Below are 13,825 nucleotides of genomic sequence, written 5' to 3' on the forward strand. Positions count from 1 at the left end.
AGATAAAAGGATAAATAGCGCATCATTGACCAGCGCCTGAAAGCTACCCTTCTATAGGAATACTCATGGAATACCTGCTGCTAGCCGTGGCATCCATTTTCGCCAGCGCCCTGACCGGGACGGTTGGCGTCGGTGGCGCGCTGCTCATTGTTCCCGCGCTGACCGCGACGGCTGACCTGTTCGGCCTGCTGCCAGCGGAAATCCGCTTCATTGGCTACACGATGAATTTCATCAGCCTCGCGCCCATCGTTTACAAAAACCGCCAGCAAATCGACTGGAAAATTGCCCGGCTACTGACGGTAACGGCGATGACAGGCGCAGTGATCGGGGCGAATATTCCCCAGTTTGCCAGCGCGAAAACCCTGTCATTGGGGCTGGTGGCAACCTTGGTGCTGGCTATCCTGCTGCTGATCCGCAAGCTGGGGGATAAAACCCCGGCAAAGCCTGATTTCCCGCATACACAACGCGGCTGGATCAGCATCATGCTGATTGGCGGCATTGTCGGGCTGGCTTCGGGGCTGTTCGGCATTGGTGGCGGCATTTTCATGTTGCCGCTGATTTCGCTGCTGCTGGGGGTGAAGCCGACAAACATCGTGCTGCTGACGCCGGTCATTGTGTTGTTTTCGACCGGAACCGGCATCCTCACCAGCCTGTGGCATGGGGCAACGTTCAGCAATGCAGCGCTTGCCGTGATCGTGGTGCTGGGGGCAGTGATTGGCGCGGGCTGGGGCGACAAACTGCGTGGTACGCTGCCGGATAAAGCGCTCAATATCCTGATGATTGGTCTGCTGGCATTGCTTGCTGTACGGATTTTTATACAGACGATTTAATGGATGTTGGTGGTTTCTGTACATAAAATGGAATCCATAACGCCAAAAAACCCTGTAAAATGGCATTACGGACTCCATTTTATGGTGATATAGATGTATAAGCGGCTGTTTACCCCACCCAACAACAAAAGCTTTTTCCTGTTCGGCCCACGCGGCACAGGCAAAACCACCTGGCTGAAAACACATTTCAAGGATGCCATCTACCTCGACTTCCTGCGCCCGGATTTGTATCAGCGTCTGCTGGGATCGGAAAACCGGCTGGAGGAATACATCCCGTCGGACTACAGCGGCTGGGTGGTGCTGGATGAGGTACAGAAAATCCCCAACCTGCTGGATGAAGTCCACCGCCTGATTGAGGAACGCAAGGATTTATTCTTTGTCCTGACCGGCTCCAGCGCCCGCAAGCTGCGCCGCAGTAACGTCAACCTGCTAGCGGGACGCGCCTTGCAATACCACCTGTTTCCCCTGACCGTGCGGGAAACAGGCGGTGATTTCGTGCTGGAACAAGCCCTGCGCTACGGGATGCTGCCCTCCGTGTTCAGCGAGGAAAATCCCAAACATTACCTACAAGCTTACATCCAGACCTATCTGGAACAGGAAGTGCAACAGGAGGGTCTGACCCGCAACATCGGCGCGTTCAGCCGCTTTCTGGAAGTCGCCAGCTTTTCCCAGGGCGAATCGCTGAACATTTCCGAAGTGGCGCGCGAAGCCAACATCAACCGCAAGGTGGCGGAAAACTATTTCACCATCCTCGAAGACCTGCTGATTGCCTACCGCCTGCCGGTGTTCAGCAAACGCGCCAAACGCAAGCTGACCCAGCACCGCAAGTTTTACCTGTTCGACACCGGTGTTTATTACCACGTGCGCCCCAAGGGCGTGCTGGACAGCCCGGAAGAACTGGAAGGGGTCTGTCTGGAATCACTGGTATTGCAGGAAATCCGCGCCATGAACGCCTACCGCGACTGGGGCTACAGCCTGTCCTTCTGGCGCACGGCGACCGGCGTCGAGGTGGATATTGTCTGCTACGGCGAAAACGGCTTTTATGCGATTGAGGTCAAGCGCAACCGGCAGGTTTCCGGCAAGCACCTGAGCGGGCTGAAAAGTTTCCGCGAGGATTACCCGCAAGTGACGCCGTATCTGCTGTATGGCGGCGAGGATGTGCTGGAGGTGGATGGGGTCAAGGTGATTCCGGTTGTGACTTTTTTGCAGGGAATGGAGCGGCATTTGATGCCGGGGCGGGAAGGGTGAACCGCATCATGCATCCGGTAACTCATTTTTCCAGCAGATCAGCCATCTGTCGCGCCGTAATAATGCGGGTGTGGGCATGATTTTGCAGGGCCAACAAATCGCTTTTGTCGCCTGTCACCAAATAATGGGCTGATGCTGCCTGCGCCGTTGCCAGCAGGTAATCATCATCGGGGTCGGGGGAACGTTCGACCACCGGCAAAGGGTCGAACATCAACGCAAGGCGGCGGATGTCGTTGACCATGCGCCCCATTTCACTGGGTTTCAGGCGTGCCTGAAAAAAGGGGTAGCGTGAAACCCGGTTGAGTTCATCCAATTGCCGCTCGGTGGAGGCGAGATCAAAGCGCCCTTGCCGCCAGGCTTCATACAGGTAATCCGGGGGAGTCCCGCATACCATCAAGGCAGATAGCAGGATGTTGGTATCCAGCACCACGATCATCCGTTTTGCGCCGTTGCCTTGCGTTCAGCCCGTACCGCCCGCACGGCTTCGTCAATCATGGTTTCCAGCGCATCAGTGGCAATATCCTGATTCCGCGCCTTCACCATTTGCACGGTACGGTCAAGCATCCGCCAGCGTACCGCATCTTCAACAAATTTGGACAAGTCGCCTTTTTTCATGCCTTGCGCACCCAGAAAACCACGCAGGGACAAGTCGGTTTCCGGGGAGACAGAAATTGTCCAACGAACTGTATCAGCCATTGCATAACCTCCTATCAGGATAAGCATATAAACATCTATCCATCCAAGTTTAGCGGGCTGGCCAGCTTACAGCAAACTGTATGGCTGGTACGACTGCGCCTCTTGTCGTTTTCACAGGTATCGGTGCGCTATAACCCCCGAAGCGCTGGAGTATTGCCGCTCCACGGGCAAGGGTTGGCAGACGCGGATGGATGAGGTGCTGAAGGAATATGTGGTGCGGTAAACTGCTGCGTAACACCTGCCTTCGACTGCGCTCAGGCAACAGGGAGTCTGGTGGCTGAGCGCACCCGAAGCCACGTGCAGGCAATCATTCCAGTTCCTTTAACCGCCTCCGCATATCCTCCGGCCAGCCTTGCTGGGAAGCATTCAACAAGCCCGCTTTTTCCAGTGGCTCCAGCACAACCAAGGCGGCCTTGATGTGTTTTTTCGCTTCCTTTTTGTCGCCTTGATCCAGTGCGATAAACATCAACTTGGCACGTGAAACCACCACATCCGCCTGCCAGCCCGCATTGCTGGGGTCGTTCTCCGACAGCGTTTGTCGAATCGAACGGCTTTGCTCAAACACCGCTTTGGCCTCGTCGAGCTTGCCCTGAGCGGAGAGGATGTCGCCGATCTTGTTAAGGCTGACCGACAGGTCGCGTTGCCAGCCTGCATTGCTGGGGTCGTTGTCGGCGCGTTGCTGGTCGGACTGAAGAGCTTCGCGGTACAGCTTTTCGGCTTCCGGCAGTTTACCTTGGGCAGCTAGCGTATCGGCTTACTGTTTCAGGTTGGTGGCGCATTGCCGTTGCAGTTCGTCACCCTGGATGTTGTCGCCCAGATTGTCGTAATAGCTGCTCACACGCGCCTGTACGTCATTCATGATGTCCAGCCGCCCGATGGGCCGCAGTTTGTCGCGCAGGTCGAAGTTGATGAAGTTGATCACGTTGTTCGCTTCATTCAGCGATAGCTCCGCCCGTTGTTCCGAGGCTCGTGCGCTGAACGCTTGCCACATCGCCAGTGCGGCAACCATCGCCAACATGATGACACCCCCGATCAGCCGTTGCCGCTCTTTTTTACGGCGCTGTTCTTCGGCTTTGCGTTTGGTTTCTTCAGCCTGATGACTGTGGCGGATGTAGTCCTTTTCCGCCGCGCTCAAACCCGCCCGGTTGGCGAACAGCCATTCCCGCGCCCGTTCCAGTGCGATGCCCTGCAACAGCCCCTTGTTGCGCTGCGCTTCCGGCAGTTGCAGCCAGTCGCGCAGGCTGTGTTCCAGTTGCTGCTTGCCGAGCAGGAAGTCGTGTTCTTCGCGCAGCCAGCCGTTGAGCAGCCGCCAGTGGCGCAGCAGGGCTTCGTGCGCGACTTCCACCCGCTTGCCGCGTTCGTCGCTGCGCTGCACCAGCAGGCGGGCGTTGGTGAGCTGGTCAAGCAGCGGTTGCGCCCGCACGGACAGGTCGTCCCAACGCGCCGGTTGGCGCGCGTAGTCCCCGGCGTCGTTGACCCGCACCATGTGGGGGATGAAGGCGTCGCGCAGGGCTTGCAACGCTTCCGCACCGAGCCGGTCGGGCTGGATGGCCTCGCTGGCCTTGTGCTGCACGGCGTTTTCCAGCGGGTTGAGCGTGTCGGAGCCGAGGCGGCGGTATTCATCCAGCGTCAGGTCGCCGTCCGCGCCGAAGCGCTCATACAGTTCGCGCAGGGCGAAGGCCAGCAGCGGCAGGGCGTCGGCGGTGGCGGCATCGTGGGTGGCGGCGGTGATCAGGCCGTCTTCGACTGCCAGCCCCACCACTGCCGCCGGGCCACGGATCAGGTCGCTGACCCGTTCCAGCGGCAAGGGGTCGAGCGCGAACAGGCTGAACGGCGGTTTGTCGGCAACGGTTTGCAGAGCTTCCAGATAATCGCTGCGCAGCGCCATCAGGGTCAGCAGTGGCAGGCGTTCGGCTTGCGCCCGCGCCAGCAGTTGCAACAGTTGCGTGGTTTCGGCGGGTGGCGCGGTGCTGAACAGTTCCTCAGCCTGGTCGATACTCAGCAGCAGGGTGGCTTCGCGTTGCTGGCTGCGGCTACGCAATTGCCTGATGCGTTGCTGCAAGGCATCCAGCGCCTGTTCGCCCTGCAATTGTTGGTATAGGGATGCTTCGGCTGTTTCGTCGGTTTCTCCGGCTACATCCAGCAACACTTGCGCCAGTTTGCGCAACGGCTCCTGTTCCGGGCGCAACGCATCCAGCACGATCCAACGCTGGGCGTCACGGCGCAAGCGCGGCAGCAACCCGGCTTTCAGCAACGAGGACTTGCCCGCGCCGGAAGCCGCCAGCATCACCAGCAAGCTGTCGCCGCCCTGGGTGCGGAGCTGCTGGAGGCGTTCGCGCAGACGGTTGATTTCCGCATCGCGCCCGAAAAATACCGGTGCGTCCGCTTCCTCAAACGCCAACATGCCGGGATAAGGCGGGCGCTCCTTATCCCACACGAAACGCTGCTGGATGTTGAGGGTCAGTTCGGTGAGTCCCGTCAGCAGGCGTTGCAGTTTCTCCTCACGATCCTCCGTCAGATCAAGATGCTGGATGTCGCTGGCGATGCTGGTTTGCAGCCCGGCCTGAATGCGCAGCGGGAAAATGCTCTTGCCCAGCGCCCGCGCCTGCATGAATTCAAACCCGCACCATTGCGAGCTGATCCAGTGGTCGCTGAGCAGGAAGATGAAAGCGTCAGCGCGGTGGATTTCGTGATACAGGGTTTTCTCCCATTCGCTGCCTGCTTTGATGCCATGCCGCGCATCGGAGTCGAGGAACAAAAACTCGAAGCCCTTGCTTTCGAGCCATTGCATGAGTTGTACCGCTTCCGCCTTGTCTTGGGAGGAATGACTGATGAAGATTTTCGCCACGGTTTGGTTTACTCGTGGTTGAGGAACGGAGTGAATATTTTATAGACGCGCCAGCACCGTAAGTCCAGTGCAATAGACGGTGGATTTTTCCATGGCGGGAGAGAACGCCACCTCCCGTGCTATTATCCAAACGTAGCCATTTGCAGGAACCCGCATGAAAATCCCCTACGGCGAAAGCAATTTCAAAACCGTCCTTACCGGCGGTTACGTGTACGTTGACAAGACCGCTTACATCCGCAAGCTGGAAGAGGCTGGCAAGTACCTGTTCCTGCTGCGCCCGCGCCGTTTCGGCAAAAGCCTGTTCGTTTCCATGCTGGAGCATTACTACGATGTGTTGCGCCGGGATGAGTTTGACGCACTGTTCGGCGGGTTGCATATTGGGCAACACCCCACTGCGTCACGCAACGGCTATCAGGTGCTGGTCATGGATTTCAGCGGCATCAGCACCGATTCCCGCGACAATATTTTCGATGCGTTTTGCAGTAAGATAAACAACACGCTGCTCGGTTTTCTGGAGCGCTACGGCTACCCCAGGGACTACCATGCCGCCATTAGCGCAGAAGCGTTGCCCGCCAACAAAGTGGAAGCCCTGCTGCGCATTTGTCAGGGGCAGAAAATCTATCTGCTGATTGATGAATATGACCATTTTGCCAACACACTGCTGGCGGATGACCTTGAGTACTTCCAGCAAATCATGGGCAAGGGCGGGTTTGTGCGGGCATTGTTCGAGGTGCTCAAGACCGGCACGCGGCAAGGCATACTGGATCGGCTGTTCATTACCGGCGTCACCCCGCTGATGCTTGACAGCCTCACCAGTGGCTTCAATATCGGCGAAAACCTGTCACTGCATGAAGATTTCAATACCGCGCAGGGTTTCACCAAAGAAGAAGTCGCCGGATTGCTGCACCCCCTGCTGGCGGAGTGCCCGCTGGGCGAGGCGCAATTGATGGCCGACATCACCCGCTGGTACAACGGCTACCGCTTCAACGCACACACGGAAGAAACTGTCTACAACGCCGACATGGTGCTGTATTTCCTGAAAAACTTCCGCCGCAAAGATTGTTCCTATCCCGAACGGATGCTGGATGAGAACATAGCCTCCGATTACCGCAAAATCATGGCCATGTTCAGTATCGGCGACCGTGACGCCAATTTCGCGGTGCTGGATGAGCTGATCAACCAGGGTGAAGTGGTTACTCGGCAACGGCGTAAGTTTGAGTTCGACAAGGGCTTTGACCGTGATGATTTCATCAGCCTGATCGGTTACAAGGGCTTCGTTTCACTGCAACGCAAGACACTGGCAGGCGAGGTGTTCGGCATCCCCAACCACGTCATGGAAGAACTGTATTTCCAGTATTTCAAGGTGGAACTGGAACGGCGCAACCAGATCAGCATCTCCAACCGGGCGCTGGCGCTGGCGGTGGAAGCGCTGGCTTTGCACGACGACATGCAGCCGCTGGTAACGGAAATGCAGCAGGTATTGCAGGCGCTTTCCAACCGTGATTTCACCAATATGGATGAAAAGCACCTCAAGACGCTGCTGCTGACTCTGCTATACCAGAATCCGGTGTATTTCATCCAGAGCGAGCGCAAACTGAACCAGCGTTATCCCGACATCCTGCTGCTGGAGCGCAGCCCGTTTGTAGTCAACCATCAGCACCTGATTGAGCTGAAATACGCCAAGAAAAGCGGCGGTGAAGCGGCTTGGAAGTACAAGCGGGAACAGGGCGTCCAACAGGTGCAAGGCTATTTGCAGTTGCCGGAAGTAGCCGCCCTCGCCAAGCTCAGCGCGTGGCTGGTGTTGACAGATGGGGAACAGGTGGAAGCAGCCAAAGTGAAATAGATCACTCCCATTTCCGCCGCCCTGCCAATTGCTGCCGCGAAGCACGAACTTCATCCAGCAACTCCAGCGCCAGCGCCGCGCCCGCCAAGTTCACGCCAAGGTCGCGTTGCAGGCGCATCGCCCGCTGGATACGCACCACGCTGCTGCCAGAAAACTGCCAACGCGAATGCGTGACGCGGGTTTCCAGCGGTTCGACAATGCCGTATTCGACCATGACCATGACTTCCTCGGCTGGCAGTGAGCAGCAGCGGCACAATTCAGCCAGTGTCACAGTCTGGGTTTCATCAACGACCAAACCGGTCAGCAAATCCATAACATCTTTCCTCATGGGTTCACCCCCAGTTTTGCGCGCGGATTAAAGCCCTGATAGGCTTGTTGCAGGGCTTCGTACAGCTTTTTGTCCTGCTCGCCGATATTGTCCGGCAAGACGATTTCCAGCGTCACGTAGAAATCACCCGGCGTTTGCCCCGGAATGCCGCGCCCTTTCAGGCGCATGCGTTTGCCGCTGGATGTGCCGACGGGGATTTTCAGGTCAACCTTGCCAGCCGGGGTAGGAACTTGCACCTTGCCGCCCAGTGCCGCTTCCCATGGCGTAACTGGCAATTCCAGCGAAACATCGCGCCCTTCCACCTGATATAGCGAATGCGGGTTGAAAGCAATTTCCAGATACAAATCGCCCGCTAGACCACCACCGATGCCGGGGCTGCCCTGCCCTTGCAGGCGGATATGCTGGCCTTCGCGCACACCCTTGGGGATTTTCACATTGATACTGCGTTCATGCACTTGCGGACGGCCATCCGCCCCCACTCCAGCGGAACGTAAGTTGAGGCTACGGGTCGCGCCCTGATAGGCGTCTTCCAGGTCGATGAAAACCTTGGCATGACTGTCTTCGCCGCGTGTCTGCCAGGTTCCGCCAGCAGAATGGCCAGCGCTGCGGTGGACGCCACCGCCACGCCCGAACAGGCTCTCGAAAAAGTCGCTGAAATCGCCCGCGCCGGTGTAGCCACCGCCATGGAACTCGAAACTGCCATCCCAGTCCGGCGGCGGCTGGAAGCCTTCCTGCCCGGCTTTCCAGTTAGCGCCGAGCTGGTCATAGGCAGCACGTTTTTCCGGATCTTTCAGCACTTCGTAGGCTTCACCGACTGCCTTGAAACGGTCTTCGGCGTCGGTTTCCTTGCTCACGTCCGGGTGGTATTTACGCGCCAGCTTGCGGTAGGCGCGTTTGATGTCGTCCTGCGCGGCGTCTTTGGCCACGCCCAGTATCTGGTAGTAGTCCTTGTATTCCACGGTGATCCTGCTCTCGTGTGGTTGCACTCATTACCTTCAAATCTGGGGATAATATTCGTGATTTCAAAGCTAATCAGGATACCTGCAAGGCATGATGGATTTTCTCTACCAGCATGTCGATGTTGAAAGGTTTTGACATGTAATCATCCATACCCACCGCTTCACAACGGGCGCGGGTTTCATTCTGGACATCGGCGGTCAGCGCGATGATCGGAATGCGGGGCAGATGCTTGTCCTGTTCGAATTGACGAATCGCTTGGGTGGCATCGAAGCCATCCATTTCAGGCATGTGGCAATCCATCAGGATCAGGCGATATTCTGTGCGTTCACGCGCATCCCTGGCCGCTACCCCGTTATCGACGGTATCCACCTCGAAACCCAGTGTTTCGAGATGATCGCGGGCAATGATCTGGTTAATCACGTTGTCTTCCGCCAGCAATACATGACCCGTGAAAGCGGATGCCTGACTGCCGCTGGCTGGCACTGCTGCAACAATGGACGGAGTAGCCACCTGTTGCGGAATGGTAAAAGGTAGCTCACAGTGAAAGGATGAGCCGACACCTTTGACGCTTTCCACACTGATCTTGCCACCCATGGCCTCCACCAGACTGTGGGTGATCGACAAACCCAGGCCGCTACCACCAAAGCGCCGGGTAATGGAACTGTCTTCCTGGGTGAATACGTTGAAAATTTTGCCTAACGCGCCTGCCTCGATACCGATACCGGAATCCCTAACGGTAAACCGGATGCGGCAGGTATCCCCTGCCCGTGCTGTCTGCATCAGTATCAGTTCGACGCCGCCCCGCTCGGTAAATTTCATGGCATTACCCAACAGGTTGAGCAAAATCTGGCGCAAACGGAACGAGTCACCCAACAGGAGCAGAGGCAGCAGCTCAGGTGGTGGCTTGAACACCAGTTTCAGCCCCTTTTCCACCATGCGAGGCTCAACCAGTTGTAGGGACTCACGGCACACGTCCACCAGATGAAAAGACTCGTTCACCAGCTCCAACCGCCCACTTTCGATCTTGGAGAAATCCAGAATGTCATTGATCAGACGTAACAGGTTAGTGGCTGATTCCTGTACAATCGTGACATAGTGATGGTGACGCGGCTCCATTTGCGCCGACAGTAACAGTTGGGTCGCGCCAATGATGCCATTCATGGGTGTGCGGATTTCATGGCTCATGCTGGCCAGAAACTCACTCTTGGCACGGCTACCGGATTCGGCGGCCTCCTTGGCTTCCTGCAATTCTGCCGTGCGCTGCAAGACCTGCTGTTCGAGGTCACGCTGGTGTTCCTCCAACGCCTGCTGCGCATGACGGCGTTGGAGGATTTCCTGTTCCAGCCGCGCATTGAGCCTGTCGGCATTTTCCTTCTGTTTGCGCAGGAAGTTGGCCAAAGAAGCCTTCTCGAAACGCAAATGCAGCGCCGTCATGAGAATTTCAAAATAATTGTTGGCCGTGCGCATGATAACCAGGATATAAACGAGCATGCCCACGTTGAGGAGGTAATAATCGAGCTTCTGTTCTGCTATGTACAGCATAAACGTAACCAGCGCTGCCGGACCAAAATAAAGCAGCAGTATAGTTGGGAAAAATGACAGCACAGGTACAGCCAGTGCCCCCATGCCAAACGTCACCAGCAAGGTCAGCACATTAAGCCAGGTATTAATGCCGTAAGCAATCCAGACAAACCATGCCCAACACAGGCCAACCATGGCAGTATGCAAAGCATAACGTCTTACCCAGGTCAGGGTAGTGGCGGATGCACTGGAACGTATGTAGCGACGCACCAGGAATATTCTGGCAATTGCCATGGTAACAATGCTGGTTAACCACAGGAAATTGGTGCTATTGGGAATATCCCCGTATAGCATGGCAGACAACAACAAACTGGCAGTGATGACGATGACATTTGACATAATACCATTTGTGTACAAAAGCCTGAGACGCTCTGCATACATTTCCTGCGTAATCGTATCTGTCTCCGGCAATTCCCAGTTGGCCAGAAACGCTGCATCATCCCTGTATACTTTCACAAATGAGCCGAGTTTAGTGCTCAAAAAACCCATGGGTTGTCGTTACCTTGTTATCTTTGATCTATCGGCCTGATCGCCTTTCATGGCGAAGCTACTTCAATGTTGAACCCTGCTTGCCTTTCTTCGGTTAATTTTTATGACTTGAAAAGCGTTATGAATCATAGTAACCCAAAGCAGCCCTTTACGTCATGTTCTGCGCGCATATCAGCAAAAACTTATGGATAATTCGGGTTTTCCCAACAACCCTGTTACATTGCCGTTATCACGATTTCCGGAGTTACCCCATGAATGCAAAAGTTTACATGCAGGAACTGAAAGAGCGCGTCAATAACCATCCCTTTTTGCACCACCCCTTCCTGCAACGGATCTCCACCCAGCAGGTGACGTTCGAACAGGCGCGCACCTTTGCCCTGCTGTATTACCCACACATCCTGCGCACCCGTTTGTATCAGGCCAACGCGCTGGGGGTAACGCCGGATGAAGGCATTCAGGCCGTGCTGGCCGACATCCTCTACGACGAATACGGCAACGGCGACCCGTCAAAATCGCACATGGAAGTTTACCGCAAGCTGCTGCGGGCGCTGGATTTCAGCGAGGAAGAAATGGCCAATGCGCCGATCACGCCAGAGCAGCAAGGCTACATCGACACCATGATGCGCCTGACCCAAGGAACCGACTGGCTGGCGGCGGTCGGCGTAGCCGGTATCGCCGGGGAATGGCCGATACCACCCTATTACCGCATGTTGCTGACCGGGCTGCGCACGGTTCCCGGTTTGAGCGAAGACGCACTGGAACTGTTCGTCGGCCACATCGACCTCGACATCCACCATTCCCAGATTGTGGAAGACGCCATCCTGCCGTATCTCGACAGCCGCGAAGGGCAAGCATCGCTGTGGCGCGGCATCGAGCTGAACCTGAATGCTCGGCTGGTGCAGTTGAATGGCTTGCAAAGGGAAGTGTTCGGCGCAGCCTGAACAATAAAGTTTCCCTACCCCCCAAACGTGCGGCCACCCATTGATGGCGGCCACACGTTAATCAGCAAAGCCTTTAACGCAAGGTTCTGCCAATCCGTTGCGCGAAATCCAGCCCGATTTTCAGGCGCGTAGCCTGCGCATCAATCCCTTGGTGCAAGGCTTTTACCATACGCTCCTGCAACGCACCCCTGATGTTGTCAGACAGCCCTTCCGCCAGCACTTTGCGGGCTTGCTCTTCCGTTATATCAGCAGGCAACATCCGCGCCACTTCCGCCAGCAATGCGCCATATGCGCCTTCCACCAGTTCGGTACGCCCCAGCACGCTACCCCCGGCAGTCAGTAAATCTGCCGTATCCTGAAGCCCCTTGTCCGCATTCAACAGGCCGAGAATCTGATCATCCAGCGCTTCGCTGCCCTGCACCTGCGCGATGATGCGCTTGGCTTCCTGCCCCAGCCCCACCAGGTCACGCCAGTTTTCCATACGGTCGACCTCCAACAGTTCCTCGAAAATGGCCGGGGTAAAACGTACCGCCACCAGATCCCAGAACAGCCCGCACCAAACCCGGTTGGCCGGTTGCAGCCACAAGGCAATATTGCGGTAGTAAGCGTAGATTTTTTCCAGCGCGGCGGAAGGTGTGAAGCTAGCACCACTGCCTGAACCCAGCCCGGAACGCCCGGAACCCGTACCATCCAGATTGATATTCACGAAATGATGCCAGGTGGAATCACAGGCAATCCGCCCCGGACGCTGGTTGTTGCCAGGGTAAGGCTGCGCCAGCCGACCGTCATAGGCTGAAATCACCCCGAACATGCGCGGCTTGACCGGCGGTTTCCAGACCCCATTCAAAACCGCACGCCCGCCCGCAACCGCATAGGCGACGATTTCAGCCCCGACACGCTGGGCAGGATTGGCCGCACTGGGCTGGAATTCAGCAAAGTTCTGCCCGCTAATGTTATAAGCGCCCGCCAGGGTGGTGGCGGCAGTGACTTCGTAGCAGACGCTTTCATGCGGATGGTCCGGCAACACGTCAATATCCTTGCTGAAACCTTCCGGCACATTGGCAGCACTACTGCTGCGGGTAGCCAAAGCCCCTGGCAGCATCAGCAACGGATGCACGCTGGCTTGCCACGCCGAGCCTGCCAGACCGTCGCTATCCGTCACCTTGTAATGGGGGTAGATACGCTGTGGGATACCATCCGATTGGTCGTCGAACTCGTACAAACCGTTCGCGCCGGGGTCAACCACCGTATCAATGCGCATGACCGCGCGGTTAACATCCGTCTCTGTCCCCATCGGCACGCCGCCGCTATTGGCGTCACGCCATTCCCGCATATGGCGGATACGCGGCAGGGAACCGCACAGGGAGCGCCCCAGGGAAGCATGGTCGCCGGTCGCAAACACACCGCCGCCACCATTCATGAACGCAGAAACTACCCCCACTTCCGCGCCGGACAAGGCAAAGCCCCCGGAACCAATCCCGAAAATCCAGATCTGGTCATAATTCGCCAGCGTCACCGCCGGGTTGGCCGTATCAAACCTGAAATTATTTTGTACATTGTAGGTATCCGCCCCCACTGTCACGCTGGCCGTTGGATGGAACCCCCGATGTGCCAGCGTCAGCACTGGCTTGTTGGTCACGCCAGCCGCCACGGTCAAACCATGCAGGAAACGCCACAGCCCAAAACCATTATTTTCCCGGTAATCCAGCCCATCCACCAGCATCAGGATGCGTGGGTGGCAACGGAAACGCCATTTGAAAATCAGCTCCTGGTTAAAACGAGCAGCCAGCGCATCCGTCAGGATGTCCCGTTTGATTATGTTCATACCCTATCCCTCTTTCGCTTTGAAATATTTGCTATGCCAACAACGGCATCCATTTGCCGCCGTCAGGGACAGTGTGGCTGAAACGCTTCCCGCGCATAATCACGCCAACCCGGTATTTTCCGCCCGCCCGGCTACCCTGTTTTAGTGAAAGGAAAACGCTGAAACACAAAGAAAACCGCTGACAGGCAAGCCCGCAGCGGTGAAACGCAGATGAAATGAAAGAGCCGGGGCTACAG

At 56.7% G+C, this 13,825-nt stretch carries 13 protein-coding genes and 1 pseudogene; 6 read left to right on the top strand and 8 right to left on the bottom strand.

Annotation, left to right across the window (positions count from 1 at the left end; all coding sequences use genetic code 11):
- Positions 1–65 precede the first annotated feature (65 nt).
- Both THINI_RS06640 and THINI_RS06645 read left to right on the top strand, forming a co-directional pair.
- Entirely contained in the window at positions 66–830 is a 765-nt protein-coding gene (locus THINI_RS06640; RefSeq protein WP_002707881.1) for a sulfite exporter TauE/SafE family protein, read from the top strand.
- A 93-nt stretch (positions 831–923) separates the two neighbouring features.
- Positions 924–2,078, top strand: a complete 1,155-nt coding sequence (locus THINI_RS06645) for an ATP-binding protein (RefSeq protein WP_002707882.1) — start codon at positions 924–926, stop codon at positions 2,076–2,078.
- Positions 2,079–2,100: 22 nt separating this feature from the next.
- Here the strand turns inward: THINI_RS06645 and THINI_RS06650 are convergent, their stop codons facing one another.
- Positions 2,101–2,514 (bottom strand): putative toxin-antitoxin system toxin component, PIN family, encoded by a 414-nt coding sequence (locus tag THINI_RS06650; RefSeq protein ID WP_002707883.1) that lies wholly within the window; start codon positions 2,512–2,514, stop codon positions 2,101–2,103.
- On the bottom strand, positions 2,511–2,774 hold the full coding sequence (locus THINI_RS06655) for a ribbon-helix-helix domain-containing protein (protein WP_002707884.1): 264 nt from the start codon (positions 2,772–2,774) through the stop codon (positions 2,511–2,513). The genes THINI_RS06650 and THINI_RS06655 overlap by 4 nt, the downstream gene beginning before the upstream one ends.
- A 145-nt stretch (positions 2,775–2,919) precedes the next feature.
- Here THINI_RS06655 and THINI_RS27185 point away from each other — a divergent pair, with 145 nt between their 5' ends.
- Complete coding sequence (locus tag THINI_RS27185) at positions 2,920–2,997, top strand: BrnA antitoxin family protein (RefSeq protein WP_425358293.1); 78 nt, start codon at positions 2,920–2,922, stop codon at positions 2,995–2,997.
- A gap of 84 nt (positions 2,998–3,081) precedes the next feature.
- Here the strand turns inward: THINI_RS27185 and THINI_RS25605 are convergent.
- Both THINI_RS25605 and THINI_RS06670 read right to left on the bottom strand, forming a co-directional pair.
- A pseudogene (locus THINI_RS25605) lies at positions 3,082–3,522 on the bottom strand (tetratricopeptide repeat protein); the annotation flags it as partial.
- Positions 3,523–3,528: 6 nt separating this feature from the next.
- The gene (locus THINI_RS06670) at positions 3,529–5,622 is read right to left on the bottom strand and encodes an nSTAND1 domain-containing NTPase (RefSeq protein WP_040839192.1); all 2,094 of its coding nucleotides are present in this window, start codon (positions 5,620–5,622) and stop codon (positions 3,529–3,531) included.
- A 154-nt stretch (positions 5,623–5,776) separates the two neighbouring features.
- Here THINI_RS06670 and THINI_RS06675 point away from each other — a divergent pair, with 154 nt between their 5' ends.
- Positions 5,777–7,465: an ATP-binding protein gene (locus THINI_RS06675; RefSeq protein WP_002707885.1), complete on the top strand. Its 1,689-nt coding sequence runs from the start codon at positions 5,777–5,779 to the stop codon at positions 7,463–7,465.
- A 1-nt stretch (position 7,466) separates the two neighbouring features.
- Here THINI_RS06675 and THINI_RS06680 read toward each other — a convergent pair whose 3' ends face one another.
- The 3 genes from THINI_RS06680 to THINI_RS23235 all read right to left on the bottom strand — a co-directional run bounded on the left by THINI_RS06680 (position 7,467) and on the right by THINI_RS23235 (position 10,673).
- Positions 7,467–7,793: a chaperone modulator CbpM gene (locus THINI_RS06680; RefSeq protein WP_040839194.1), complete on the bottom strand. Its 327-nt coding sequence runs from the start codon at positions 7,791–7,793 to the stop codon at positions 7,467–7,469.
- Complete coding sequence (locus THINI_RS06685; RefSeq protein WP_002707887.1) at positions 7,790–8,752, bottom strand: DnaJ C-terminal domain-containing protein; 963 nt, start codon at positions 8,750–8,752, stop codon at positions 7,790–7,792. Before THINI_RS06685 ends, THINI_RS06680 begins: the two co-directional genes overlap by 4 nt.
- 73 nt (positions 8,753–8,825) lie before the next feature.
- Positions 8,826–10,673 carry an ATP-binding protein gene (locus THINI_RS23235; protein WP_169314593.1) on the bottom strand — a complete coding sequence of 616 codons (1,848 nt, stop codon included), beginning with the start codon at positions 10,671–10,673 and terminating at the stop codon, positions 8,826–8,828.
- Between the two features lie 401 nt (positions 10,674–11,074).
- On the opposite strand from THINI_RS23235, the gene THINI_RS06695 reads away from it, so the two are divergent.
- Entirely contained in the window at positions 11,075–11,764 is a 690-nt protein-coding gene (locus tag THINI_RS06695) for an iron-containing redox enzyme family protein (RefSeq protein WP_002707889.1), read from the top strand.
- A 73-nt stretch (positions 11,765–11,837) separates the two neighbouring features.
- Here the strand turns inward: THINI_RS06695 and THINI_RS06700 are convergent, their stop codons facing one another.
- Positions 11,838–13,589, bottom strand: a complete 1,752-nt coding sequence (locus tag THINI_RS06700; protein ID WP_002707890.1) for a hypothetical protein — start codon at positions 13,587–13,589, stop codon at positions 11,838–11,840.
- On the opposite strand from THINI_RS06700, the gene THINI_RS25065 reads away from it, so the two are divergent.
- Positions 13,582–13,734, top strand: coding sequence for a hypothetical protein (locus tag THINI_RS25065; protein WP_154724369.1), 153 nt, complete (start codon positions 13,582–13,584; stop codon positions 13,732–13,734). The two genes, THINI_RS06700 and THINI_RS25065, sit on opposite strands and share 8 nt — an antisense overlap.
- Positions 13,735–13,825: the final 91 nt, after the last annotated feature.

The organism is Thiothrix nivea DSM 5205 (genome assembly GCF_000260135.1).
GTDB classification, from domain to species: domain Bacteria; phylum Pseudomonadota; class Gammaproteobacteria; order Thiotrichales; family Thiotrichaceae; genus Thiothrix; species Thiothrix nivea.